This window comes from Streptacidiphilus cavernicola (assembly GCF_042510955.1).
GTDB classification, from domain to species: Bacteria; Actinomycetota; Actinomycetes; order Streptomycetales; family Streptomycetaceae; genus Streptacidiphilus; species Streptacidiphilus cavernicola.
In genome coordinates, this window is the sequence record NZ_JBHFAB010000003.1 from 63,458 (window position 1) to 88,538 (window position 25,081).

Consider the following 25,081-nt stretch of genomic DNA (forward strand, 5'->3'; position numbering starts at 1 on the left):
GGGGCCCCACGGCCGTGCACATCGCACCCACGGGCGAACAGGCCCGCAACAACACCGCGCTCCCCAAGGCGCTCACCCTGGTCGAGGCGCTGCCCTGGCTGGAGCGCTTCCACGGCAAGACCGTCGTGATCAAGTTCGGCGGCAACGCCATGGTCGACGAGTCGCTCAAGGCCGCCTTCGCCCAGGACGTGGTCTTCCTGCGCTACGCCGGGCTGCGCCCGGTCATCGTGCACGGCGGCGGCCCGCAGATCAACACCCAGCTGGAGAAGCTCGGCCTGACCTCCTCCTTCACCGCGGGGCTGCGGGTGACCACCCCGGAGACCATGGACGTGGTCCGGATGGTGCTGGCCGGGCAGGTCCAGCGCGAGCTGGTCGGCCTGCTCAACGAGCACGGCCCGTTCGCGGTCGGGATGACCGGCGAGGACGCCCACACCATGACCGCGGTCAAGCGCTACGCGGACGTCGACGGCGAGCAGGTCGACATCGGCCTGGTCGGCGACATCGCCCACGTCGAGCCGGGGGCGGTCCACGCGCTGCTCGACAACGGGCGCATCCCGGTCATCTCCTCCATCGCCCGCAGCAACGACGGCCACGTCTACAACATCAACGCCGACACCGCCGCCGCCGCGATGGCGATGGCGCTGGACGCCGAGATGCTGGTGGTGCTCACCGACGTCGAGGGCCTCTACGCCGACTGGCCCGCCAGCGACGCTGTGATCAGCCACCTCACCGTGAGCGAGTTGGAGAAGCTGCTGCCGACCCTGGCCAGCGGCATGCTCCCGAAGATGGAGGGCTGCCTGCGCGCGGTCCGGGCGGGCGTCGGCACGGCCCGGGTACTCGACGGCCGGGTCCAGCACAGCCTGCTGCTGGAGATCTTCACCGACGAGGGCATCGGCACCATGGTCGTGCCCGACGCCGACAACGACGACACCGATCCGATCATCACCGGGGGGCTCGCATGACCGGCAACCAGGAACTCACCCAGCGCTGGCAGCACACGCTGATGAACAACTTCGGCACCCCGCGGATCCCGCTGGTCCGCGGCGAGGGCGTGCACCTCTGGGACGCCGACGGCAAGCGCTACACCGACTTCCTCGGCGGCATCGCGGTCAACGCCCTCGGCACCGCCCACCCGGCGATCGTCGCCGCGGTCACCGAGCAGATCAGCACCCTGGGCCACATCTCCAACTTCTTCCTGGCCGAGCCCACGGTCCGGCTCGCCGAGCGGCTGGTGGCCCTCTCCGGGCGGCAGGACGGCCGGGTCTACTTCTCCAACTCCGGCGCCGAGGCCAACGAGGCCGCCTTCAAGATCGGCCGGCTCACCGGCCGCACCCACATGGTCTCCGCCCACGGCGGCTTCCACGGCCGGACCATGGGCGCGCTGGCGCTCACCGCCCAGCCCGGCAAGCAGGACCCGTTCCGCCCGCTGCCCGGCGACGTCAGCCACGTCCCGTTCGGGGACGTCGAGGCGCTGCGGGCCGCGGTCAGCACCGACACCGCGCTGGTGGTGCTGGAGCCGATGCAGGGCGAGAACGGCGTGGTCGTCCCCCCGGCCGGCTACCTGCGCGCGGCCCGGGAGATCACCCGCGCCACCGGCACCCTGCTGGTCCTGGACGAGATCCAGACCGGCATCGGCCGCACCGGCCACTGGTTCGCCCACCAGGCCGAGGAGGGCGTCGACCCGGACCTGGTCACCCTGGCCAAGGGCCTCGGCGGCGGGCTGCCGATCGGCGCCACCCTCGCCTTCGGCGACGCCGCCGAACTGCTGCACCCCGGCCACCACGGCAGCACCTTCTCCGGCAACCCAGTGGTCTGCGCTGCCGCCAACGCGGTGCTCGACACCATCGAGCGCGAAGGCCTGCTGGACCAGGCCGCCAAGGTCGGCGAACGGCTCAGGGCCGGCATCGAGGCCATCGGCGACCCGCTGGTGGACCACGTCCGCGGCGCCGGGCTGCTGCTCGGCATCGTGCTCACCCGGCCGCTGTCGGCCCCGCTCCAGGCCGCCGCCCAGCGGGCCGGATTCCTGGTCAACGCCGCCGTTCCGGACGCGGTCCGGCTGGCGCCGCCGCTGATCATCACCGAGCGCGACGTCGACGCGCTGCTCGCGGTGCTCCCCGGCATCCTGCGATCCGTACGAGAGGCCGGCTGACCCACCATGGCCGATCACCAGCCCCCGCCCGCCACCGGCCCGCTGTTCCAGCTGCCGCAGACCCGGACCGCGCGGCACCGGCGGATCGTGGACCTGCTGACCCGTCAGCCCATCCGGTCGCAGAGCCAGTTGGCCAAACTGCTCGCGGACGACGGCCTCGCGGTCACCCAGGCCACGCTCTCCCGGGACCTGGACGAGCTGGGGGCTGTGAAGATCCGCAGCCAGGACGGCGCGCTGATCTACGCGGTCCCGGCCGAGGGCGGGGACCGCACCCCGCAGGCGCCGATGGGGGAGTCGGCCAACGAGGGCCGGCTGGCCCGGCTCGCCGCCGAGCTGATGGTCTCCGCCACCGCCTCGGGCAACCTGGTGGTGCTCCGCACCCCGCCCGGCGCGGCCCAGTTCCTGGCGTCGGCGATCGACCAGTCCGGCATCCACGAGATCATCGGCACCATCGCCGGGGACGACACCGTGCTGCTGATCAGCCGGGACCCGGACGGCGGCCAGGCCCTGGCGGAGCACCTGCTGCGGCTGGCCCAGTCCTGAGCGCCCGCCCGACCCCGGCACGCTGGGTGACCGATTGACGCCACTGCGCGCCCTCTTCCATACTGGCGCGAGCGCGAGGCGAGGGGGAAGCCATGGCGGTCAACAGCCGAGGACTGCTCGGGGGAGCAGCGGCGCTCACGGTGACGGCACTGCTGGCGGCATGCGGTGGCGGTGGCGGGTCCCCGGGCCCGGTGGCGGCCACCCTGCCCAAGCCGAGCACCTCGCCGCCGACCTATCTGACGGACGCCCAGTACGCCGCGCAGCTCGCCGCGATCGACAAGCCGGTCTCGGCCGCGCTCGCGAAGATCGCCGCGGGCGGCGGCTGGTCCACACTGACCGCCACCTCGACGGCGGCCAGCGGCGCGGCCGAGAAGCTCAAGGAACTGGCGGTGTCGGACGCGCAGAGCGACGACAACTCGACCCTGTCCCAGGACCTGCTGGCCCTCTCCACCGACCTCAACGCCCTGAACTCGGGCTCCGACGGCGAGGGCGACAAGGCCTGCGCGGCCGCGGTGCCCGGGGTGCAGGTCGGCCGGACGGCGAGCGTCACCGCGCTCGCCGCGGACGTCGGCAGGCTGGCCGCGTCCGGCCGGGCCACCGGGCTGACCGTGCCGAAGTTCCCCAAGCAGCAGAACCGCACCCTGGCCACCGGCACCTACCTGCGGAACACCGACTGCACCGGGAACGGCAAGCTGACCATCGAGAACGGCAGCAGTGGCAGTGCGGTGGTCACCCTGAAGCGCAACGGGGCCCGGTCGTTCGCGGTCTACCTGCGCAAGAACGGCAAGTTCACGGTCAAGGGCGTGCGCGACGGCAGCTACACCGTCTACTTCGCGACCGGCACCGACTGGGACGCCAAGCACCGGGGCTTCACCACCGGCTGCGACTACGAGAAGTTCGACAAGTCGCTGAGCTTCACCACCAAGTACACCTCGTCGTACGTCGAGTACACCACCTACACGATCAGCCTCTACGGCGTCGTCGGCGGCACCGCGAGCACCACCGGCGTCCCGCCGAACCAGTTCCCGGCCCCCTGAGCCGCCGCTGACCTCTCCGACCCGCGCCGACGCGGCCCGGTTGGCATTCCATGCGGAGTAGTGCATAATTATGCCTGTCGCTGCATGGTTGCCCGCGTCTCGCGTGAGCACTGGTGTTGAGGGAGAGAGACATGGCTGAGCGCGTCGTACTTGCCTACTCGGGCGGTCTGGACACGTCCGTGTGCATCGGTTGGATCGCCGAGGAGACCGGCGCCGAGGTCATCGCCGTCGCGGTGGACGTCGGCCAGGGCGGCGAGGACCTGGACGCCATCCGGCAGCGCGCGCTGGACTGCGGCGCGGTCGAGGCCGAGGTCGCCGACGCCCGCCAGGAGTTCGCGGACGAGTACTGCCTGCCCGCGCTCAAGGCCAACGCCCTCTACCAGGGCCAGTACCCGCTGGTGTCCGCGCTCTCGCGGCCGGTCATCGTCAAGCACCTGGTCGCCGCCGCGCAGAAGCACGGCGCGTCCACGGTCGCCCACGGCTGCACCGGCAAGGGCAACGACCAGGTCCGGTTCGAGGTCGGGATCAACTCCCTGGCCCCCGGCCTCAAGTGCATCGCCCCGGTCCGCGACTACGCGATGACCCGGGACAAGGCGATCGCCTTCGCCGAGGCCAAGAACCTCCCCATCGTCACCACCAAGAAGAACCCCTACTCGATCGACCAGAACGTCTTCGGCCGCGCGGTCGAGACCGGCTTCCTCGAGGACATCTGGAACGCCCCGATCGAGGACGTCTACGAGTACACCCAGAACCCGGCCGACCCGCGCGAGGCCGACGAGGTCGTCATCTCCTTCGAGGCCGGCGTCCCGGTCGCGATCGACGGCCGCAAGGTGACCGTGCTCCAGGCCATCGAGGAGCTGAACAAGCGGGCCGGCGCCCAGGGCATCGGCCGGCTGGACATGGTCGAGGACCGCCTGGTCGGCATCAAGTCCCGGGAGATCTACGAGGCCCCCGGCGCGATCGCGCTGATCACCGCGCACCAGGCGCTGGAGAACGTCACCGTCGAGCGCGAGCTGGCCCGCTACAAGCGGCAGGTCGAGCAGCGCTGGGCCGAGCTGGTCTACGACGGCCTGTGGTTCTCGCCGCTCAAGCGCGCCCTGGACGGCTTCGTCAACGAGGCCAACCAGAGCGTCACCGGCGACATCCGGATGGCCATGCACGGCGGGCGCGCGGTCGTGAACGGCCGGGCCTCGCAGAAGTCGCTCTACGACTTCAACCTCGCCACCTACGACACCGGCGACACCTTCGACCAGTCGCTGTCCAAGGGCTTCATCGAGATCTTCGGCATGTCCTCCAAGATCGCCGCCAAGCGGGACCTGCAGGGCTGATCGACGATGAGCGGCAACAAGACGAACAACGACAACCTGCGGCTCTGGGGCGCCCGCTTCGCCGACGGCCCGTCGGAGGCACTGGCGGCGCTCTCCGCCTCGGTCCACTTCGACTGGCGGCTGGCCCCGTACGACATCGCCGGATCCCGGGCCCACGCCAAGGTGCTGCACCGGGCCGGTCACCTCAGCGCGGACGAGCTCTCCCGGATGCTGGACGGCCTGGACCTGCTCCTCGCCGACGTCGAGTCGGGCGCCTTCACCGGCACCGTCGCCGACGAGGACGTGCACACCGCGCTGGAGCGCGGCCTGCTGGAGCGCCTCGGCGCGGAGCTGGGCGGCAAGCTGCGGGCCGGCCGCTCCCGCAACGACCAGATCGCCACCCTGGGCCGGCTGTTCCTCCGGGACCACGCCCGGATCATCGGCGGCCTGGTGCTGGACCTCCAGCAGGCCCTGGTCGGCCTCGCCGAGAGCCACCCGGACACCGCCATGCCGGGTCGGACGCACCTCCAGCACGCCCAGCCGGTGCTGTTCGCGCACCATGTGCTGGCCCACGTCCAGGCGCTGGGCCGGGACGCCGAGCGGCTGCGCCAGTGGGACGTCCGCACCGCCGTCTCCGGCTACGGCTCCGGCGCGCTGGCCGGCTCCTCGCTGGGGCTCGACCCGGAGTTCGTCGCCGCCGAGCTGGGCTTCGAGGGCGGCTCGGCCGGCAACTCGATCGACGGCACCGCGTCCCGGGACTACGTGGCCGAGTTCGCCTTCGTCACCGCGATGATCGGGATCAACCTCTCCCGGATCGCCGAGGAGGTGATCATCTGGAACACCCGTGAGTTCGGCTTCATCACCCTGCACGACGCCTTCTCCACCGGCTCCTCGATCATGCCGCAGAAGAAGAACCCGGACATCGCCGAGCTGGCCCGGGGCAAGTCGGGGCGCCTGATCGGCAATCTGACCGGGCTGCTGGCCACCCTCAAGGCGCTGCCGCTCGCCTACAACCGGGATCTGCAGGAGGACAAGGAGCCGGTCTTCGACTCCTGCGACACCCTGGAGGTGCTGCTGCCCGCCTTCACCGGGATGATGGCCACGCTGACCGTGCACGACGAGCGGCTGGAGGAGCTGGCCCCGGCCGGCTTCTCGCTGGCCACGGACATCGCCGAATGGCTGGTCAAGCAGGGCACCCCGTTCCGGGTGGCGCACGAGGTGGCCGGCGCCTGCGTGAAGTTCTGCGAGCCGCGCGGCCTTGAGCTGTCCGACCTGACGGACGCCCAGTTCGCGGAGATCTCACCGGCGCTGACGCCCGGGGTGCGCGAGGTGCTCACCGTGCACGGCGCGATCGCCTCCCGGGACGGCCGGGGCGGCACCGCGCCCTCCGCGGTCGCGGTGCAGCTCGCCGAGGTCAAGGCGGACCTCGCGGTCCAGCAGCAGTGGGTCGAAGCCGCGCGCTGACCGGCAGTCAGACCAGCAGGGGCCGGGATCGGAACGTCGATCCCGGCCCCTGCTGCGAGCAGTGACCTAGATCCACCAGGATGCAGTGACAAAGATCACCGGGGCCCGGACGGTGTCACCCGTGCGGGTGGAGCCGTGGCCGGTGCGGATCCGGGGCAGGGCGTTTCGGCGTCGTCGGCAGGGACCGTTCGCCACCCGCCCCCCGGGAGAGCCCTTGACACCCACCGCCGCGGATCCCGCCCTGCGCCACGCCTTCCTCGGCCTGCTCCGCGGCCTGGCCGGGGCCCACGGCCTGGATCCGGAGGATCTGGAGCAGCGGGTCTGGCTGCGGGCCGCGGCCGAGGCGCGGGTCTCCCGGCCGGAGTCCCGGCTGCGGGCGCTCACCCTCCAGGAGTTCCGCCTCGCCCTGGCAGAGGAGGCCGAGTACGCCGCGGCGCGCCGGGCGGCCGGGCCCGGCGGCGTTCCGGCCGAGCCGGAGCCGCTCGCCCTCGCCGCCGAGCAGGCACGGGAGTTGCGCCGCGCGGTGGCCCGGCTGCCGTCCCGCTGCCCGGCGCTGATGACCGCCCTGCTGGAGTCGCCGCCGTTCAGCTACCGGGAGTTGGCCGAGGAACTGGCGATGCCGCGCGGCAGCATCGGCCCGACCCGCTCCCGCTGCCTCGGCTGCCTCCGGCGGCTGCTCGCGGATCGACGGGGCAGCCGCGGCCATAGCGGCGATTTGACCGGAATTCAACCGGATTTTGACCGTCGTTCAACCACGCCCCGGGCGCCGGGTGGCGGACCCGGGGAGGTGCGCCGAGAATTCGAGGATTGGGAAGGGTGAGCGCATGGGTAGTGGGCCCTAAACGTACGCCCGGTCCCGACGGCTCTCCGTCGGCACCGACCCACCTCCGGTCAGGGCAACCCGGTCGCATCCCCTCATCCTCGCGGCCGGGGTACACAAGAAAGGGAGGAACGCGCGCATGGGCATGAGCGTGACCACCTCGATCGCCACCGAGGACGAAGCAGAACGGATTCTCAAGCTCCAGTACCTCTGCTACCAGAGCGAAGCAGAACTCTACGGTGACTGGGCCATCGACCCCCTCACCCAGACCCTCGACAGCCTCCGCACCGAGCTGAAGGAGCACCACGTCCTGGTCGCCCGCCTGGGCGACGAGGTCGTGGGCAGCGTCCGCGGCTGGGTCGACAGCGACGGCGTGGGCCGGATAGGCCGGCTCTGCGTCCACCCCCGGATGCAGCGGCACGGACTGGGCTCCCGGCTGGTCCGCAGCATGGAGCAGACGCTGGCCGCCGGCGACGCGTCGGTGCGCTCGTTCCGCCTGTTCAGCGGGCACCGCAGCATCGGCAACCTGCGGCTCTACCAGCGCCTCGGCTACCGGCAGACCGACGTGGAGCAGGTCACCGGCAGCCTCAGCTTCATCGCCCTGGAGAAGCAGGTGGAACAGCACCTGGCCGCGACCGGCTGAACCGTCCGCGTGCGCGTCCGTCGCCCCCGCCCCGCCGCCCCCGGACGGCAGGGCGGGGGCGACCGGTCTGTCCGGGTGATTTCCCATACCGCCCCCGGTTCGGGCACGGTGTGGCGCAGCGAATCGGAGGGGTGACGGCAGCGCCCTTCCTGGAGCATGATCGTTCCATCAGCCCCGCCGAGGAGCGGCGACAGGCAGGAGCCCGTTGATGACGTCCACCTTTCCCGAGATCTCGATCAGCACCGATCGGCTGGTGCTACGAGCGTTCGAACCGGAGGACGTCCCCGCGCTGACCGATCTGATGAGCGACGAACTGGTCCGCACCTGGACCACCGTGCCGCTGTCCTACTCCGCCGAGGACGCCCGCGGCTGGATCGCCCTCGGCGCCCCCGCCGAGCGGGCCCAGGGCCGGGGCATCGTGCTCGCCGTCCACGAGTTCCTGACCCAGCGCCTGGTCGGCTGCGTCCGGCTGCGCCGGACCGACTGGCGGCTGCGCGCCACCGAGGCGACGGTCGCGGTCGGGCCTTGGGCCCGCGGCGAGGGCTACGCCGCGGAGGCCCTGCTCGGGGTCGCCCACTGGCTGTTCGAGGACCAGAAGTTCGAACGCCTGGAGCTGCGCACCGCGGCCGGGAACACCGCCGCCCAGCTGGTGGCCCAGAAGATCGGCTGCATCAGCGAGGGCGTGCTGCGCAGCGCCTGGATCGTCAGGGACGGGGACGCGGCCGGTCAGGGCCGCAGCGACCTGATCCTGTGGAGCCTGCTGCCGGAGGATCTGGACGGCCTCGCTCCGAACTGGTGACCGGACCCGATACGCTCGCCCGGCGTAGACGCTCCAATTCATCGAGCGGCGTGACGAACCACGAAGAGGGGGAGCAGCCTCGATGGCTGACCGGGTCACGGTGATCGGCTGGGACGGTTCGCCGCTCTCGCAGACGGCACAGGCCGCGCTGGACGCGGCGACACTCGTCGCGGGCGGGACGTACCAGTTGCAGAACCTGAGAATCCCCGCAGGGGCCGACCGGATGGCCCTCGGCAGCGTCGAGCTGGTCGCCCGGCGGGTCGCCGACCACCGCGGCGCCGCGGTGGTGGTCGCCGAGGGCGATCCGGGCTTCTTCGGCGTGGTGCGGACCCTGCGCCGGCCCGAGCACGGTCTTGAGCTGGAGGTGCTGCCGGCGGTCTCCTCGGTCGCCGCGGCCTTCGCCCGGGCCGGGATGCCCTGGGACGACGCCCAGGTGGTCAGCACCCACGGGCGCGGCCTCCGACGGGCCGTCAACGTCTGCCGGGCGCACGCCAAGGTCGCGGTGCTGACCGCGCCCGGCGCCGGGCCGTCCGAGCTGGCGCTGATGATGCGGGACGTGCCGCGCACCTTCGTGGTCTGCGAGGCGATGGGCACCTCCGACGAGAACATCACCGTGCTCACCTCGGACCGGGTCCCGGACCACCTCTGGCGCGACCCCAACGTGGTGCTGGTGATCGGCGGCAGCCCGCGCGAGCCGGTCCCGCCGTCCGGCTGGATGGCCGGGCGCCCGCTCGACTTCCCCGGCCACGACCGCGGCTGGGCCCTGGAGAGCCAGCCGGGCGGCGCCCGCTCCTACAGCGAACTCCCGGCCGCGGTAAGGGCCCTGGTCCTGGCCAGGCTCGGCCCGCGCCCCGGCGACCTGCTCTGGGACGTCGCCGCGGGCACCGGCAGCATCGCCCTGGACGCGGTCCGGGCCGGCGCCGCCGTCATCGCGGTCGACCAGGACGAGGACGCCTGCTCCCGGTTGGACGCCGAGGCCCGCAGGCACGGCCTGGAACTGCAGGTGGTGCACGGCACGGCTCCGGCCGCGCTGGCCGACCTGCCGGAGCCGGACGTGGTGCTGGTCCGCGGCGGCGCGGAGATCCTGCGCGACTGCCTCGGCCGACGGCCGGAACGCGTGGTCGCCCTGCCCGGGACGCTGCAGGAGGTGGAGGAGGTCCGCCGGGCCTTCGCCGAGGTCCGCTACACCGTGGACGGCACCCTGCTGCACGCGTCTCCGCTGGTCGAACACACGCTGCGGGCCGCCGCGCCGGTGTTCGTGCTGTGGGGCAACCGCTGATCCAGCGGCCGGCCTGAGACCCCGTCGGGGGCCCGGCGGATGCCCGCTGTTCGAGACCGCCGCCCGGGTTGTCACAGGCGGCCGGTAGGCTGACGCCTGGTTCTCGCGAGCCGGACGCCGTCTCTGTCGAACGTGGCGCAGGCCACATCGGGAGTGCGCGTACGGGTTCGCATCCGGGCCGGACGAACCGGGAGAATGCCGGTATGTCCGGGGTCGATCGTGCCGGTTGCCCCGGTTCAGTCGTTGTTGTTGGGAGCAGACCGGTGCCTGCCGGTCCGTCACAGCGAGGCGAGGACCGGAACGATGGGTGCTGCGGTCCTTGATCGCGCCGCCAAGGACGCCGCGCGGCCCTGGAAGGAGCCAGTGACATGAGCGATACCGGCCACGTCCCTACGGGGGGGCTGACCGAGCCGCCGCTCGCCACGACCGTGGAGCCGACCCCGCCCGGGGCGACGCCCCCGGGCGGCGAGCAGCCCGTCCGCGACCCCTTCGGTGCCGACCCGTCCCAGGGACACGGCCAGGTCTACGCCCCGGCCTTCGAGACCCCCGGGTACCAGGCTTCCGGGTACGAGAGCCCGGCCTACGGCACGTCGACCTACCAGACCGGGGCCTTCGAGGCCCCGGGGTACGAGCAGGGCGGCTACCCGGCGGAGACGCCGGCGCCCGGCCCGGCCCGGCCCGCCTACACCTTCCTCGACCTGCCCGACGAGGAGGACGAGGACGAACTGCTGATGCCCGGTCCGACCGGCTCCTGGAGCGAGCCGGTCCAGCGCGAAGCGGCGCAGTCGGCCGCGCCGGTCCTGCCGGAGCAGCAGCGGGCCGAGGACTCCGCGGCAGTCGGCTCGGGGCCGGCCGGCTTCGCGTCTGCCGAGTTCGGTTCCGACTCCGGGTCGGCTCCGGCCGAGCCCGTGGGCGAGCCGGTCCCGCCGTCCTGGCCGACGCTCACCCCGCCCGCGGCGCCCGCCCCGGCGGAGCCGGCGGCCGGGGCTGCGGCGCAGCAGCCCGCCGCGGCCCAGCCGGTCGCCGCCGAGCAGTCGGCAGCCGCACCGCGGCGCCCGCTGCACGCCGGACCGCCCATCCCCGACCCGTCCCTGATGACCGGCCAGGTTCCGGTGCGCTCGCTGGCCGACCGCGGCCCGTCCGGCCGCGGCGACTCGCCGTTCACCGTCCCGGCCCCGCCGACGCCGCCGTACGGCGTGCCCTCGACCCCCACCGGCCAGCACCCGGGCCCGGAGTACCTGGACCAGCCGGACGACCGCGGTTCGGCGCTGCGCACGGCGGTCGAGACCGCGCAGGCGGCGGAGCCCGGGCCGCCCGCGGCGCTGGTCGCCCCGACCGTCCCGCCGCAGATGCCCTCCCCGGAGAGCACCCTCGGCGCGAACGCCGCGGAGCCCGCGACCCCCGCGGTCACGGAGACGGCCGCTCCTGCCGAGGCCGCTCCTGCGCAGGCGGTGGCCGAAGCCGTGGCCCTGCCCGAGACGGAGACGGTGGCGCCCGAGGCCGGGAGCACGGCTGAGCCGGAACCGGTCGTGGAGCAGGCGGTCGGCGCGCTGCCCGCCGCGCTGCCGCTGGAACAGGCCGCCGAGGTGCCGGTGGAACAGGCCGCCGAGCCGGTGGCCGAAGCGACGCCGGTCGCGCCGCAGCAGCCCGAACCGGCCATCCCGGCCCAGGGGAGCGGTGCCCACTCCGGTGGGACCAGCCGGATCTCTGCCTTCATGGCAGCTCCGATGTCCCGTCACCTGATCCTCCCGGAGGAGCCCGCAGCGGCTCCGGCGGACCCGGTCGCCACGGCACCGGCCAGTGCCGCCCCCGAGTCGCCCGGCTTCGAGCCGGACCACACCTCCCTCGGCACCGGCGAGTTGGCCCTGGACCCCCAGGCCACCGCCCACCCGACCGAAACCCCTGACGTTCTCGACACCACGTCTCCCGAGACCGCCGCAGTCGACGCCCCCGACGCACCGGAATCCGCCCTGGTCACCGCTGCGACGGCCCCGACCACGCAGGACGCCACCGTGCAGGCCCCCGCAGAGCCGACCACCGCACAGGACGCCACCGATCCGGACGCCGCCACCCAGGCCCCCGGGCCCGTCGCCGACGCGGATCCGTCGCCCCTGGCCGCCGAGGCCGACGCCGTCGCCGTGGCCGCGCAGGCCCCCGCGCAGGCCCCCGCGCCGCAGGCCGAGGACCGTCCCCCTGTCGAGCCGGAAGCCGAACCCGCCGAGTTTCCGGTACCTCAGCCCGTGATGGAGCCCCTCGTGCAGCCCTCCACGCAGTCCGCCGCCATAGAACTCGCTGCCCCGGCCCCGGCGGAGCCCTCCGCCCCCGTCGAGCCGTCCGCCGCAGCGGACCACCCCGACGTAGCAGAAAACCCCGCCGCAGCGGACCCCCCCGCCCCCGGCTACGACGACGACATGCGGGACGCCGTCCACCGGGTGATGCGCGAGCGCCGGGACATCCGCAACGGCTTCCGTCCCGACCCGATCCCGCACGAGGTGCTGATCCGGGTGCTGGAGGCGGCGCACACCGCGCCCAGCGTCGGCTACTCCCAGCCCTGGGACTTCGTGGTGATCCGCTCCGCGAAGACCCGGGCCCGGATGCACGAGCTGGCGGAGCGTCAGCGCGAGGCCTACGCGGCGTCACTTCCCAAGGGCCGGGCCAAGCAGTTCAAGGAACTGAAGATCGAGGCCATCGTCGAGACCCCGGTCAACATCGTGGTCACCGCCGACCGCACCCGCGGCGGCCGGCACACCCTGGGCCGGCACACCCAGCCGCAGATGGCCCCGTACTCGGCCGCCCTCGCGGTGGAGAACCTCTGGCTCGCGGCCCGCGCCGAGGGCCTCGGCATCGGCTGGGTCAGCTTCTTCGACGAGCAGGAGATGGTCCGCGAACTGGGCCTGCCCGAGCACCTGGACGTGGTCGCCTACCTCTGCGTCGGCTACGTCAACGAGTTCCCGGTCGAACCCGAGCTGGCGCAGGCCGGCTGGGCCAAGAAGCGCCCGCTGTCCTGGGTGGTGCACGAGGAGACCTACGGCCGCCGCGCGCTCCCCGGCGAGGAGCCGCACAGCGTGCTCCAGGAGACCCTGCGCGGGATCAGGCCGCTGGACGCCAAGGCGCTCGGCGAGGCCTGGGACCGGCAGAAGCGGATGACCAAGCCGGCCGGCTCGCTCGGCATGCTGGAGATAATCTCCGCGCAGCTCTGCGGCCTCTCCCGGAAGTGCCCGCCGCCGATCCCCGAGCCCGCCTGCGTGGCGGTCTTCGCGGGTGACCACGGCGTGCACGCGCAGGGCGTCACCCACTGGCCGCAGGAGGTCACCGCGCAGATGGTGGCGAACTTCCTCTCCGGCGGCGCGGTGGTCAACGCCTTCGCCGCCCAGGTCGGCGCCGAGGTCTGCGTGGTGGACGTGGGCGTGGCCTCCGAGCTGCCCCCGGCCGTCGAGTCCGGCCGTACCACCGGCCTGCTGCCGCGCAAGGTGCGCCCCGGCACCGCCGACATGACCGTCGAGCCGGCGATGACCCGCGAGGAGGCGCTGCGCGCGGTCGAGGTCGGCATCGAGACCGCCCGCGACCTGGTCGCGGCCGGCAACAAGGCGCTGATCACCGGTGACATGGGGATCGCCAACACCACCGCCGCCGCCGCGCTGATCTGCGTCTTCACCGGCGAGGACCCGTCCGTGGTGACCGGCCGCGGCACCGGCATCGACGACGAGACCCACGCCCGCAAGGTCTCCGTGGTCCGCACCGCGCTCGACCTGCACCGGCCGGACCCGGCCGACCCGATCGGCGTCCTGGCCGCGGTCGGCGGCCTGGAGCACGCGGCCCTGGCCGGCTTCCTGCTGGGCGCGGCCAGCCTGCGCACCCCGGTGATCCTGGACGGGGTGATCGCCGGCTCCGCCGCGCTGGTCGCCAAGGCGATCGCCCCCGAGGTGCTGGCCGCGTGCGTGGCCGGGCACAGGTCGGCCGAGCCGGGGCACAAGGCGGCCCTCGCCAAGCTCGGACTGCGTCCGCTGATCGACCTCGACCTGCGGCTCGGCGAGGGGACGGGCGCGCTGCTGGCCCTCCCCCTGGTCCAGTCCGCTGCGCGGGCGATGCACGACGTTGCTACGTTCGACTCAGCCGGGGTCACCGAGAAGCACTGACGCCCGGCGCCGCCGTGGCTCGCGTTCGCGCAGTTCCCCGCGCCCCCAGAAGGTGCAGCTGACCGCAGGCTGCACCCCCTCAGGGGCGCGGGGAACCGCGCGAACGGCAACCACCCCCAACCCGCACACCGACGCCCCCCAGGAGCCACCGCATGCCTGCCGACGACGCCCCCCCGCCGTACCCGGTGGGCCTCCGCCTGGAGCACCGCCGCGTCGTCGTCCTCGGCGGCGGAACCGTCGCCCAACGCCGCCTCCCCGCTCTCCTGGCCGCCGGCGCCGACGTCCACCTGATAGCCCCGGACACCACCCCCGCCGTGCAGGCGATGGCCGACGCCGCTGAACTGACCTGGCACCGCCGCCGCTACACCGCGGGCGACCTCGCCGACGCCTGGTACGTCCTGGTCGCCACCGACGACCCGGCGACCAACGCCGCCGCCTCCGCCGAGGCCGAGACGCACCGCGTCTTCTGCGCCCGCAGCGACGACGCCTCCGCCGCCACCGCCTGGACCCCGGCCACCGGCCGCCAGGACGGCACCACCGTCGCGGTCCTCTCCGGCGACCCGCGCCGCTCCGCCGCGCTGCGCGACGCCGTGGTCAACGGCCTGCGCGACGGCAGCCTCGCCGCGGCCCACCACCGCGGCCGGACCCCCGGCGTCGCCCTGGTCGGCGGCGGCCCCGGCGACCCGGACCTGATCACCGTCCGCGGTCGCCGTCTGCTGGCCGAGGCGGACGTGGTGATCGCCGACCGGCTGGCCCCGCGCGAACTGCTGGACCAACTGCCGCCGCAGGTCGAGGTGATCGACGCGTCCAAGATCCCCTACGGCCGGTTCATGGCCCAGGAGGCGATCAACGACGCGTTGATCCAGCACGCCAGGGCCGGGAAGTTCGTGGTCCGGCTCAAGGGCGGCGACCCCTACGTCTTCGGCCGCGGCATGGAGGAGCTGATCGCCTGCACCGAGGCGGGCGTCCCGGTCACCGTCGTCCCCGGCATCTCCAGCTCCATCAGCGTGCCCGCCGCCGCCGGGATCCCGGTCACCCATCGCGGCGTGACCCATGAGTTCAGTGTGGTCTCCGGCCATGTCGCCCCGGAGGACCCGCGCTCCCTGGTCGACTGGGACGCCGCCGCCAGGATGCGCGGCACCCTGGTCCTGCTGATGGCGGTGGAGCGGATCGGCGCCATCGCCGCCGCCCTGATCGCGGGCGGACGCGCCGCCGAGACGCCGGTCGCCGTGGTCCAGGAGGGCACCACCGCCGCCCAGCGCCGGGTGGACGCCACCCTGGCGACCGTCGCCGCCGTGGTCGAGGCCGAGCGGATCCGCCCCCCGGCGGTCGTGGTGGTCGGCGACGTGGTGGCGGTCAACACCGCCGCCTTGGCACACCGGGACTGAGAGGGCAGGATCGACCCGTGGCCGAGCTCATCACGATCGAAGACCCGGAGGACCCGCGGCTGCGCGACTACCTCGCGCTGACCGACGTGGAGCTGCGCCGACGGCGCGAGCCCGCGGAGGGCCTGTTCATCGCCGAGGGCGAGAAGGTGATCCGGCGCGCCCGCCAGGCCGGCTACCGGATGCGCTCGATGCTGCTCTCGTCCAAGTGGATCGACGTCATGCACGACGTCATCGACGAGGTCCCGGCCCCGGTCTACGCGGTGGCGCCGGAGCTGGCCGAGCAGGTCACCGGCTACCACGTGCACCGCGGCGCGCTCGCCTCGATGCAGCGCCGCCCGCTGCCGGAGGTGGACGGCCTGCTGGCTGGCGCCCGCCGGATCGCGGTGCTGGAGGGGCTGACCGACCACGCCAACCTCGGCGCGGTCTACCGTAGCGCCGCGGCGCTCGGGGTGGACGCGGTGCTGCTCTCGCCGGACTGCGCCGACCCGCTCTACCGACGGGCCGTCAAGGTCTCGATGGGGGCGGTGTTCAGCGTCCCCTACGCGGTGCTGGGGTCCTGGCCGCAGGATCTGGAGAAGGTCCGCAGCGCGGGCTTCGCCGTCCTGGCGCTGACCCCGCACCAGGACGCGGTGCCGCTGGCCGAGGTGTCCCCCGAGCGGCTCCGGCACAGCGCGGTGATGCTCGGCTCCGAGGGCCACGGGCTCTCGCCGGAGGCGCTGCGGGCCGCCGACGAGTGGGTCCGGATCCCGATGTCGCACGGCATCGACTCGCTCAACATCGCCGCCGCCGCGGCCATCTCCTTCTACGCCCTGGCCGGCCTGGCCGAGGACTGACCGGGCCCGGTCTCGGAGCACCGGTCCCGCACCGGGCTTCCGGGGAACGGGGTTGACGCCGGGTCAGCCCTGCTGCCCGGCCACCGTCCCGGTGCCGGGCCAGGTCTCGCTCATGGTTCCGTCGGCGAGCGGGACATAGCGGGTGGTGCTGGCCGGGCGGTTGCCGGAGGCCGCGGTGTGCTCCTCGCGGAGCACCGCGCCGTCCGCGATCTGCCAGCTGCCGGTCGCCAGCGGCTCGCCGGTGGACGCGTGCGAGGCCAGCAGAACCGGTTCTGCACCCGGGGTGGGCGAGAGTCCGAACAGCTCCACCAGGTCCTCGGGGACCGAACCGTCCCGACGGGTCAGCACCACGACCGCCGCCGCCGCGCCCCGGTAGCGGGCCGGGAGCACCGTGGTCAGGGTGACCGGCCCGGAGACGTCGTCGGTCGAGCGGCCGGACCTGAGCAGCACGGTCGAGCCGTCGCTCGGGTCGGTGTAGCCGCGGTCGGCCCAGTCCGGGCTGACCTCCCCGGCCGCCGTGGGCACCCCGATCAGCCCCTGCCCGGCCGCCGCCGCCGGAGCGCCGTCGACCGCCGGGACGGTGGCGTTGCCGGACGGCGGCGCGGAGTCGGACGCCGGGGCGGAGCCGGGCGCGGTGGCGTTGCCGGGGGCCGGGGCCACTGCGCCCGGGGTGCGGCCCAGGCCGCGGGAGTCGCGGTCCTCGCAGCCCTGGGCGGCGGCGATGGCCAGGGCCACGGCCACGGTGACGGTGATGAAGACGATCAGCCGCTGGCGCAGCAGCCGCCGGGACGGCCGTCCACCTGGCCGCGGCGCCGGGCGGGCACCCGGCGGCGGGGTGCGCTGGCCCTGCGGCGGCCGGGGCTGCTTGGCGGTCGGCGGGGGAGTGTCGGGCTGCGGCTGCCGCATGGTCGGCGGCATCGGCCGCCGCCCGCCCGGACGCAGCGGCGGTCGCCCGTCGACCCCGGCCCGCCCGCCCTGCGAGCCGTGCTGCCGCTCTCCGGCACGGTCCCCGAGCCGCCCGCCGGGACGGCTCCCGGTCCGCTCGCCCGCCCGCTCGCCGCTCCGCTCGCCAGGACGGCTCCCGGCCCGCTGCTCGCCCGCCCGCTCACCGCTGCGCTCGCCAGGGCGGCCCCCGGTCCGTTCCCCAGGCCGCGCAGGCCGACCGGTCCCGGCCTGCTGCCCCGCACCGGCCCGCACCCCGGACCCCGTCGGCGCCTGCGGCCGTGGCAGCTGGCTCAGTCCGATCGCCGTGCCACGGGCCGTCAGCTCCCGCAGCCGGTCGTGCAGTTGGACCGTGGTCGGCCGGTCGGCCGCCTCCTTGGCCAGACAGGCCCGGATCACCTGGACCAGCGCCCCCGGCACCCCGCTGAGGTCCGGCTCCTCGTGCACCACCCGGTAGAGCATCACCTCGGAGGTGCCGGAGCCGAACGGCGAGTCCCCGGTCGCCGCGTAGGCCAGCGTCGTGCCCAGCGCGAACACGTCCGTCGCGCTGGTCACCGCGATGCCGCGGACCTGCTCGGGGGCCAGGAAGCCGGGCGAGCCGACCGCCGTGCCGACGTGGGTCAGCGTGCTGGCCCCGGTGGACCAGGCGATGCCGAAGTCGATGATGCGCGGTCCCTTGGGGGACAGCAGGATGTTGGACGGCTTGAGGTCGCGGTGCACCACCCCGGCCTCGTGCACCTGCACCAGGCCGTCGGCCAGCGCCGCGCCGATCGCGGTCACCTCGGGCCACGGCAGCGGCCCCTCGTCGCCGACCCGCTTGTAGAGCGAGGGCCCGGGGACGTAGGCGGTGGCCAGCCAGGGCCGCTCCGCGGCGATGTCGGAGTCCACCAGCCGGGCGATGCAGCCGCCCCTGATCCGCGCCGCCGCCGAGACCTCGCGGGCGAAGCGGGTGCGGAACTCCTGGTCCTCGGCCAGCTCCGAGCGGATCAGCTTCAGCGCGACCTTCTGGCCCTTGCGGTCCGAGCCGAGGTAGACCACGCCCATGCCGCCGGTGCCGAGCCGCCGGTGCAGGCGATACGGGCCGACGACGCGCGGGTCCTCCCGCCGGAGCCGCATCATCGCCACATTTCCGTCCCGCCGTCAGGTCCCCGTGCCGGGGCGTGATCTGCTTGCCAGCCGACAGCTTACGGACTGCTGTGGGCGGTGTGCTGATACGCAACGCCTGGGAGGTCCGTGGGATTGTCTGACTTGCCGTCTCAGGGGCTGACCCTGATACCCCCCCGCCCCCTCCCTCCGCCTTCGGTAGTACGTCGCAGGTACCACGGTCCTCCTCCGGGATGCCGTACGGACGGTCCCGGGGCATGACGCCCGGACGGGGGTGCGGACCGTAGTTTTGTACCGGTGGTGGGCGGGCAGCTCGTCCCCCGAGGTACCCCGCCCACCGCTCCCGGCGCCGAGACCGGACGACGAACCATGACGAGAGTGGGATTCCAGGCCATGTCCGTGTACACGGGAGGACCCGTACGACGCCGTCGCCCGTCCGTCCGCTCCGGCGAGACCAGGAACCCGCTGGTGGCCCTGGCCATCGCGCTCCCCGTCGCGGCCCTGCTGGCGTTCGCCTTCGGCGGCTGGTCGCAGTTCGCGGTGCAGGCCAGCTCGGTCGTGCACCTGATGGGACGCTGACCCGGCGTCACCCCCCTTTGCTGGGCGTCGCGTCCGGACTGTCGGTGAGGGCAGCCCGGACGCGCCGCTCGCGGCAGCGGCACCGCCGACGCATGAAGCCGACGGTGTCGGCGAACGACGAAGAGGGCCCGTCCGATGCTCCGGACGGGCCCTCGACTGCTGTGCGCGATACTGGGATTGAACCAGTGACCTCTTCCGTGTCAGGGAAGCGCTCTCCCGCTGAGCTAATCGCGCGGGGGTAAGGCGGTTGCGGCAACTGCGTGCGCGATACTGGGATTGAACCAGTGACCTCTTCCGTGTCAGGGAAGCGCTCTCCCGCTGAGCTAATCGCGCGGGACACATCCGGGTGGTGCGGACCTCCGAAGAGGCGGTGCGCGATACTGGGATTGAACCAGTGACCTCTTCCGTGTCAGGGAAGCGCTCTCCCGCTGAGCTAATCGCGCGGGTTGCCCCGTGCGGCGGACCACACGGAACCACGGAACCTTGTTGAGGTGGAGACGGGATTTGAACCCGTGTACACGGCTTTGCAGGCCGTTGCCTCGCCTCTCGGCCACTCCACCGAGTGGGAGTCCACCCGCGACTCCCATCCGAGCGGATGACGGGATTCGAACCCGCGACCCTCACCTTGGCAAGGTGATGCTCTACCACTGAGCCACATCCGCGTGATCACCGGTTTTCCCGGCGACGTGTTGAACTTTAGCGGATTCCGGGCCCAGCTCAAATTCCGTTCCCCGCGGAGGCGCCGCCGTCACCTGTGCAATGACCTGCGATCCCGGTCCGCACAAGCGTTTCCCCCGCTCAGAACTAGACTCGGCGCGCGGCGACCCCGCCGCCCGCCCGCACAGAATCACGAGCGCCCAGTGACCCAGTCCCTGCCCCGACTCACTCCGATGGCCCGGTTCGACGGACGGATCGCGACCGGGCTGCTCGACGTCACCGACGACCCGGCGGCGCTGGACAGCTCGGGGTTCTGGGCCGTGGTGGCCGACTTCGAGGGCCGGACCACCTGCGCCCGCTTCGCCCACGTCCGGCCCGCGTCGACCCCGCCCGCGCCCGGGGCCTGGCGCGGCCCGGCCCGGGACGCCTGGGACAGCTCGCTGGACCGGGCCGGCTACACCGACGGCGTCCGCCGGATCCGCGAGCGGATCGCCGCGGGCGAGGTCTACCAGGCCAACCTCTGCCGCGTGCTCTCCGCCCCGCTGCCGGACCCGGAGCACGGCTCCGACGTGGACGCCCTCACCGCCCGCCTCGCCCACGGCAATCCGGCCCCCTACGCGGGCACGGTGCGGCTCCCGGCGCACGGCGTGGAGGTCGCCACCGCCTCGCCCGAACTGTTCCTGGAACGCCGCGGCGGCCGGATCCGCTCAGGGCCGATCAAGGGCACCGGCCGGACCGAGGCCGACCTGCTGGAGAAGGACTACGCCGAGAACGTGATGATCGTCGACCTGGTCCGCAACGACCTCGGCCGGGTCTGCGCCACCGGCAGCGTCACCGTCCCCGACCTCTGCGCGGTGGAGAAGCACCCCGGGCTGGTGCACCTGGTCTCCACGGTCGAGGGGGACCTGCGCGCGGACACCGGCTGGCCGGAGCTGATGGCCGCGGCCTTCCCGCCCGGGTCGGTCACCGGCGCGCCCAAGTCCAGTGCGCTGCGCATCATCCGGGAGCTGGAGACGGCCCCGCGCGGCCCCTACTGCGGTGCGGTCGGCTGGGTCGACGCCGACCGCCGCGAGGCCCGGCTCGCCGTCGGCATCCGCACCTTCTGGATCGACCGGGACGACCCGGCCGGGCCGCGGCTGCGCTTCGGCAGCGGGGCCGGGATCACCTGGGGGTCCGACCCGGAACGCGAATGGGACGAGACCGAACTGAAGGCCGCCCGGCTGCTCGCGATAGCGTCTGACCCACCGTCCGGACCGGGGCGGTAGGCAGCAGGACAGCGTAGAAACGGAGCACCATCGTGCGGATCTGGGTCAACGGCGCGCTGCAGGACTCCGCCGACGCCACCGTCTCCGTCCTCGACCACGGGATCACCGTGGGCGACGGGATCTTCGAGACGGTCAAGGCCGTGGACGGCGTGCCGTTCGCGCTCGGCCGGCACCTCGACCGGCTGGAGCGCTCGGCCCGCGGCCTCGGCCTGCCCGCGCCGGACCGCGAGCTGGTCCGGCGGGCCTGCGCCGAGGTGCTGGCCGCCAACCCGATGCCGCTCGGCCGGCTCCGGATCACCTACACCGGCGGCCTGGCCCCGCTCGGCTCGGACCGCGGCGACAGCGGCCCCAGCCTGATCGTCGCCCTGGGCGGGACCACCCGCCGCCCGGACACCGCCGCGGTGGTCACCGTCCCGTGGACCCGCAACGAGCACAGCGCGGTGGCCGGCCTGAAGACCACCTCCTACGCCGAGAACGTGGTGGCGCTGGCCCGCGCGCACGAGTACGGCGCCTCCGAGGCGGTCTTCGGCAACACCGGCGGACGGCTCTGCGAGGGCACCGGGTCGAACATCTTCGTGGTGCTGGACGGGCGGCTGCTGACCCCGCCGCTCACCTCCGGCTGCCTGGCCGGGATCACCCGGGCGCTGGCGCTGCAGTGGCTGGACGCGGAGGAGGCCGACCTCCCGCTGACCGTGCTGGAGGAGGCCGAGGAGGTCTTCCTGACCGGCACCCTGCGGGACATCCAGGGAGTCTCCCGGGTGGACGACCGCGACCTCCCCGGCGCGCCGGGCCCGGTCACCGCCAAGGCCATGGCCGTCTTCGCGGAGCGCTCCGCGGCCGACCTGGAGCCGTGACCCGGATGACCACCACCATCCGCCCGTCCGGCCCGGAGACCGCGACGCCGGGCGGGGGCCGTCGCCGCGCCTACGCGGTCTGCGTCAACGGCCGCGTGGTCGGCGGCCTGACCGTGGCCGCGGACGGCGGCGCGGGCGCGCGCGGCGGCACCGTCAGCGAGCTGGTCATCGACCGCCGGGACCGGGGCCGGGGCCGGGGCATCGTCGCCGGGCTCGCCGCCGAGGAGGTGCTCCGGGCCTGGGGCTGCACCAGCGCGAACGCCTGGGTGCCCGCGGGAACGGGCGAGGAGGCCGGTCTCGGCCTGGCCCGCACCCTCGGCTACACCCTGCGCTCGGCCAACCTCCGCAAGGCCCTCCCGGCCCTGCCCCCGGCGCTTCCGGCCGGCAGCGCCGGACGGCCGATGCGGGACGACGAGTACCGGCCCTGGCTCGCCGCCGAGAGCTGGAACCATGTGGCCGCCCTGGTCGCCCACGGCCTCACCTCGGCGCAGGCCGAGGCCAGGACCGCCGCGAGCCACGCCGCCGTGCTCCCGGACGGCCCCGCCTCCCCGGACACGCTGCTGCGGGTGCTGGAGGCCGACGGCGAGCCGGTCGGCAGCGTCTGGGTGCACACCCGGCAGCGCACCCTGCCCGACGGCAGCCCACTGGCCTGGGTGTTCGACATCGTGGTGGACCAGGCGCGGCGCGGGCGCGGCCACGGCAGGACGCTGATGCTGCTGGCCGAGCGCGAGTGCCTCGCCCACGACGTGCACCACCTGGGCCTCAACGTCTTCGCCGACAACCGGACCGCCCGCTCGCTCTACGCCTCGCTCGGCTACGTCCCGTACCGGCACGTGCTGCACAAGCAGCTGTAGTCGGCGCAAGCCCGTCCAGGTCGGCGCCGGTCAGGCGCCCAGCAGGGCGGTGATGCGCTCGCGCAGGCCCTCCTGGCTCTGGCCGCCGTCCAGCCGGACCCCGGCGACCAGGTAGGTGGGCGTCCCGGTCACGCCGATGGCCTTGCCCTCGGCGTGGTCGGCGTCCACCACCAGCATGTGCCGGCCGTCGATCAGCGCGGTGTCCATCTCCTCGGCGTCCAGGCCCAGCTCCCGGGCCAGGTCGACCAGCAGCGCCTCGCCGCGGCGGTCCAGCTCCGCGGTCCTGGCCAGCACCGCTTCGACGTACGGCCAGCCCCGGCCCTGTGCGAACGCCTCCTCGGCGGCCTGGGCGGCGGCGAAGGCGTGCTTGTGCTTGTCCAGCGGGAAGTGCCGCAGCACGATCTCCAGCCGGTCGCCGTAGGCCTCGCGCAGCGCACGGACGTCGTCCAGGGCGGTGGCGCAGTCGGGGCACTGCAGTTCGCACCAGAACTCGACACGGGGGAGGGAACTATCGCTCATGCCCGTCAGTCTCCCATTACAGGCAGGATGGTAGTGAGGACAGCAGCGAGGGACGGAGTGGGCCGATGACCGCGATCGTGTGCCTGGCACTCTCGGCAGCCGCGGTGGTGATCGCCGTGCTGCGCGGCACCAGGGGACGGTTCCGCTCGGCGCTGCGCTGGGCCGCCGTCGCGCTGGTCCCGACCGGCCTCTACCTGACCGGCCTGATCACCGTGTTCGACCGGATCGGCCGTGCGCTCGGCGACTGGGCCGCGCACCTGGTGTTCGACCCCAAGGTGTGGACCGGGGTGGTGATGCTCGGCGCGGCGGCGCTGCTGCTGCTCGCCACCGGGATCCGCCGCGGACGGGCGCTGAAGCCGAGTGAGCCCGCGGCGGAGGCCAAGGGCCGCACCGCGCCGCCGGCGGTCAAGGGCCGCACCGCGCCGCCTGCGGTCGCGGCGAAGAAGCCGTACAGGGAGGACGACTTCTCCGACATCGAGGAGATCCTCAAGCGGCGCGGTCTCTAGCTCCGGAGCTACCTGGCCGCGGCCTCGGTCAGCGCGTCCGGGGATTCCGCCGCGGTCCGCTGCCGGGCCCGGTAGGCGGCGACGTGCATCCGGTTGCCGCAGGTCCTGCTGTCGCAGTAGCGGCGGGACCGGTTGCGGCTGAGGTCGACGAAGACCCGGGCGCAGTCGGGGGCCTCGCAGCGGCGCAGCCGCTCCCGCTCGCCCGCCACCACGATGAACGCCAGCGCCATCCCGGCCTCCACCGCCAGGTGGTCGGCCAGCGCCGCGCAGGGCGCGAAGAAGTGCATGTGCCAGTCGTGGCCGTCGTGGTCGGTCAGCCGGGGGGTCGACCCGGCCTGCGCGACCAGGGTGTTCACCAGTTCGGCGGCGGCCTGGGTGGACCGGGCCAGGAACACCGCGCGGAACTGGGTACGGACCCGGCGCACCGCGTCCAGGTCGTCCGTGCCGAGCGTGCCCACCTCGCTGATCTCGTGGCGGACCACGAAGTCGCGCAGCGCGGCCAGGTCCGGCAGCCCCTCCTGCCCCGCCGCCTCGGGGGCGGTGTTGAGCAGGTCCACGAGTACGTCGAGAGCGCACTGCGTGTCGTGGGTGATCAGCACGTGAGACTCCCTGTGGTGTCCGGCCGGGTTGGCGGCGACTCTACCGCCGCCCGCCCCGCCGTAGGGGGCGGACATGCGCCGGGACACGCGGGAGCCGCCGCGGTTCCGGTGGGGACTCGCGGCGGCTCTCGTGTGCGGGGTGCGCCCGGTTGCTGCGCTGTGTCGTACGTCCGTGCCCCCGAGTAGCACGGCTGCGCACGGTCGAAGGGATGGAGGGTTCAGCTCTCCGCGAGGATGTGCGAGAGCTCTCGGTCGAGGTCGAAGTGACGGTGCTCGGTGCCCGGGGGCACCGCGGCATCGGTTCGCTTGAGGAAGGACTCCAGCGCACGCGCCGGGGCTTCCAGCAGGGCTTCTCCTTCCGGAGAGCTCAGGGCGATGCAGACGACTCCTTGTCCGTGGCTGCGGGAGGGCCAGACACGGACGTCACCGGTCCCGGTCGGCCGATGCAGCCCCTCCGCGAGGAGGTCACGGGCGAAGACCCAGTCGACGGTCTCGTCTGCGCCCGTGTGGAAGGTGGCGTGCACGGCATAGGGGTCGGCGGTGTCGTAGCGCAGGCCCGCGGGGACGGGCAGTGATGACTCGCTCGACACGATGAGGCGCAGGTGCAGCTCGCAGCTGACCGTGGTGTTCATAAGCGCCAGGGCCTTTCGCTCAGTGTGCGCTCGGGGATCGCACGTCGGCGAACGGACCATCCCACCTCGGCGACCGGTGTAAACCCCTCTGTCCCGATTAGTGCGTACCTGGTACCCCTTACGGCTCAGCACTCACAGCCGTCACAGGAGTCGGCAGAAGGTGTGTCGAACC

General features: G+C 73.7%; 21 protein-coding genes, 5 tRNA genes and 1 pseudogene. 18 read left to right on the plus strand and 9 right to left on the minus strand.

The window, feature by feature from the left end:
• Positions 1 to 14 precede the first annotated feature (14 nt).
• The 13 genes from argB (at position 15) to ACEZDE_RS04685 (ending at position 16,398) form a co-directional block, all read left to right on the plus strand.
• Complete coding sequence (argB, locus tag ACEZDE_RS04625; protein ID WP_380532555.1) at positions 15 to 962, plus strand: acetylglutamate kinase; 948 nt, start codon at positions 15 to 17, stop codon at positions 960 to 962.
• Positions 959 to 2,149 (plus strand): acetylornithine transaminase, encoded by a 1,191-nt coding sequence (locus ACEZDE_RS04630; protein WP_380532557.1) that lies wholly within the window; start codon positions 959 to 961, stop codon positions 2,147 to 2,149. The genes argB and ACEZDE_RS04630 overlap by 4 nt, the downstream gene beginning before the upstream one ends.
• Positions 2,150 to 2,155: 6 nt before the next feature.
• Complete coding sequence (locus ACEZDE_RS04635) at positions 2,156 to 2,692, plus strand: arginine repressor (RefSeq protein WP_380532560.1); 537 nt, start codon at positions 2,156 to 2,158, stop codon at positions 2,690 to 2,692.
• A gap of 92 nt (positions 2,693 to 2,784) precedes the next feature.
• Positions 2,785 to 3,729, plus strand: coding sequence for a hypothetical protein (locus tag ACEZDE_RS04640; RefSeq protein ID WP_380532563.1), 945 nt, complete (start codon positions 2,785 to 2,787; stop codon positions 3,727 to 3,729).
• Between the two features lie 131 nt (positions 3,730 to 3,860).
• Positions 3,861 to 5,057, plus strand: coding sequence for an argininosuccinate synthase (locus ACEZDE_RS04645; protein WP_380532565.1), 1,197 nt, complete (start codon positions 3,861 to 3,863; stop codon positions 5,055 to 5,057).
• 6 nt (positions 5,058 to 5,063) lie between these two features.
• A complete protein-coding gene (gene argH, locus ACEZDE_RS04650) occupies positions 5,064 to 6,500 on the plus strand; it encodes an argininosuccinate lyase (protein ID WP_380532568.1) in 1,437 nt (478 codons plus the stop codon).
• A 214-nt stretch (positions 6,501 to 6,714) separates the two neighbouring features.
• Complete coding sequence (locus tag ACEZDE_RS04655; protein WP_380532570.1) at positions 6,715 to 7,320, plus strand: RNA polymerase sigma factor; 606 nt, start codon at positions 6,715 to 6,717, stop codon at positions 7,318 to 7,320.
• A gap of 139 nt (positions 7,321 to 7,459) precedes the next feature.
• The gene (locus ACEZDE_RS04660) at positions 7,460 to 7,963 is read left to right on the plus strand and encodes a GNAT family N-acetyltransferase (RefSeq protein WP_380532572.1); all 504 of its coding nucleotides are present in this window, start codon (positions 7,460 to 7,462) and stop codon (positions 7,961 to 7,963) included.
• Positions 7,964 to 8,171: 208 nt separating this feature from the next.
• A complete protein-coding gene (locus ACEZDE_RS04665) occupies positions 8,172 to 8,762 on the plus strand; it encodes a GNAT family N-acetyltransferase (protein ID WP_380532575.1) in 591 nt (196 codons plus the stop codon).
• 82 nt (positions 8,763 to 8,844) lie between these two features.
• Positions 8,845 to 10,041 carry a precorrin-6y C5,15-methyltransferase (decarboxylating) subunit CbiE gene (gene cbiE, locus ACEZDE_RS04670; protein ID WP_380532577.1) on the plus strand — a complete coding sequence of 399 codons (1,197 nt, stop codon included), beginning with the start codon at positions 8,845 to 8,847 and terminating at the stop codon, positions 10,039 to 10,041.
• Between the two features lie 368 nt (positions 10,042 to 10,409).
• Positions 10,410 to 14,177 carry a nicotinate-nucleotide--dimethylbenzimidazole phosphoribosyltransferase gene (cobT, locus tag ACEZDE_RS04675; RefSeq protein WP_380532580.1) on the plus strand — a complete coding sequence of 1,256 codons (3,768 nt, stop codon included), beginning with the start codon at positions 10,410 to 10,412 and terminating at the stop codon, positions 14,175 to 14,177.
• 152 nt (positions 14,178 to 14,329) lie between these two features.
• Positions 14,330 to 15,565, plus strand: coding sequence for a uroporphyrinogen-III C-methyltransferase (gene cobA, locus ACEZDE_RS04680; protein ID WP_380532583.1), 1,236 nt, complete (start codon positions 14,330 to 14,332; stop codon positions 15,563 to 15,565).
• Between the two features lie 17 nt (positions 15,566 to 15,582).
• Positions 15,583 to 16,398, plus strand: a complete 816-nt coding sequence (locus ACEZDE_RS04685) for a TrmH family RNA methyltransferase (RefSeq protein WP_380532585.1) — start codon at positions 15,583 to 15,585, stop codon at positions 16,396 to 16,398.
• Positions 16,399 to 17,208: 810 nt separating this feature from the next.
• Here ACEZDE_RS04685 and ACEZDE_RS04690 read toward each other — a convergent pair.
• Positions 17,209 to 18,465: pseudogene (locus ACEZDE_RS04690) on the minus strand (protein kinase domain-containing protein); the annotation flags it as partial.
• 372 nt (positions 18,466 to 18,837) lie between these two features.
• On the opposite strand from ACEZDE_RS04690, the gene ACEZDE_RS04695 reads away from it, so the two are divergent.
• The gene (locus ACEZDE_RS04695; RefSeq protein WP_380532587.1) at positions 18,838 to 19,023 is read left to right on the plus strand and encodes a hypothetical protein; all 186 of its coding nucleotides are present in this window, start codon (positions 18,838 to 18,840) and stop codon (positions 19,021 to 19,023) included.
• A gap of 162 nt (positions 19,024 to 19,185) precedes the next feature.
• On the opposite strand, the gene ACEZDE_RS04700 is transcribed toward ACEZDE_RS04695, so the two are convergent.
• The 5 genes from ACEZDE_RS04700 to ACEZDE_RS04720 all read right to left on the minus strand — a co-directional run bounded on the left by ACEZDE_RS04700 (position 19,186) and on the right by ACEZDE_RS04720 (position 19,685).
• Positions 19,186 to 19,257: transfer RNA gene (locus ACEZDE_RS04700), tRNA-Val, on the minus strand.
• Positions 19,258 to 19,284: 27 nt separating this feature from the next.
• Positions 19,285 to 19,356: transfer RNA gene (locus ACEZDE_RS04705), tRNA-Val, on the minus strand.
• A 38-nt stretch (positions 19,357 to 19,394) separates the two neighbouring features.
• Positions 19,395 to 19,466 (minus strand) — tRNA-Val (locus tag ACEZDE_RS04710).
• Positions 19,467 to 19,512: 46 nt separating this feature from the next.
• Positions 19,513 to 19,583 (minus strand) — tRNA-Cys (locus ACEZDE_RS04715).
• A gap of 30 nt (positions 19,584 to 19,613) precedes the next feature.
• Positions 19,614 to 19,685: transfer RNA gene (locus tag ACEZDE_RS04720), tRNA-Gly, on the minus strand.
• A gap of 228 nt (positions 19,686 to 19,913) precedes the next feature.
• Between ACEZDE_RS04720 and ACEZDE_RS04725 the strand changes: the two genes are divergently transcribed.
• The 3 genes from ACEZDE_RS04725 to ACEZDE_RS04735 are packed head-to-tail and all read left to right on the plus strand — an operon-like array spanning position 19,914 to position 22,653.
• Positions 19,914 to 20,945 (plus strand): chorismate-binding protein, encoded by a 1,032-nt coding sequence (locus tag ACEZDE_RS04725; RefSeq protein WP_380532590.1) that lies wholly within the window; start codon positions 19,914 to 19,916, stop codon positions 20,943 to 20,945.
• A 32-nt stretch (positions 20,946 to 20,977) separates the two neighbouring features.
• The gene (locus tag ACEZDE_RS04730) at positions 20,978 to 21,799 is read left to right on the plus strand and encodes an aminotransferase class IV (protein WP_380532593.1); all 822 of its coding nucleotides are present in this window, start codon (positions 20,978 to 20,980) and stop codon (positions 21,797 to 21,799) included.
• Positions 21,800 to 21,804: 5 nt separating this feature from the next.
• A complete protein-coding gene (locus ACEZDE_RS04735) occupies positions 21,805 to 22,653 on the plus strand; it encodes a GNAT family N-acetyltransferase (protein WP_380532595.1) in 849 nt (282 codons plus the stop codon).
• A 30-nt stretch (positions 22,654 to 22,683) separates the two neighbouring features.
• On the opposite strand, the gene ACEZDE_RS04740 is transcribed toward ACEZDE_RS04735, so the two are convergent.
• Positions 22,684 to 23,172 (minus strand): DsbA family protein, encoded by a 489-nt coding sequence (locus ACEZDE_RS04740; RefSeq protein WP_380532598.1) that lies wholly within the window; start codon positions 23,170 to 23,172, stop codon positions 22,684 to 22,686.
• A 65-nt stretch (positions 23,173 to 23,237) separates the two neighbouring features.
• Between ACEZDE_RS04740 and ACEZDE_RS04745 the strand changes: the two genes are divergently transcribed.
• The gene (locus tag ACEZDE_RS04745; RefSeq protein ID WP_380532600.1) at positions 23,238 to 23,678 is read left to right on the plus strand and encodes a hypothetical protein; all 441 of its coding nucleotides are present in this window, start codon (positions 23,238 to 23,240) and stop codon (positions 23,676 to 23,678) included.
• 8 nt (positions 23,679 to 23,686) lie between these two features.
• On the opposite strand, the gene ACEZDE_RS04750 is transcribed toward ACEZDE_RS04745, so the two are convergent.
• Together ACEZDE_RS04750 and ACEZDE_RS04755 are read right to left on the minus strand one after the other, a co-directional pair.
• Positions 23,687 to 24,277, minus strand: coding sequence for a CGNR zinc finger domain-containing protein (locus ACEZDE_RS04750; protein WP_380532603.1), 591 nt, complete (start codon positions 24,275 to 24,277; stop codon positions 23,687 to 23,689).
• Positions 24,278 to 24,495: 218 nt separating this feature from the next.
• Complete coding sequence (locus tag ACEZDE_RS04755; RefSeq protein WP_034091203.1) at positions 24,496 to 24,909, minus strand: SsgA family sporulation/cell division regulator; 414 nt, start codon at positions 24,907 to 24,909, stop codon at positions 24,496 to 24,498.
• Positions 24,910 to 25,081: the final 172 nt, after the last annotated feature.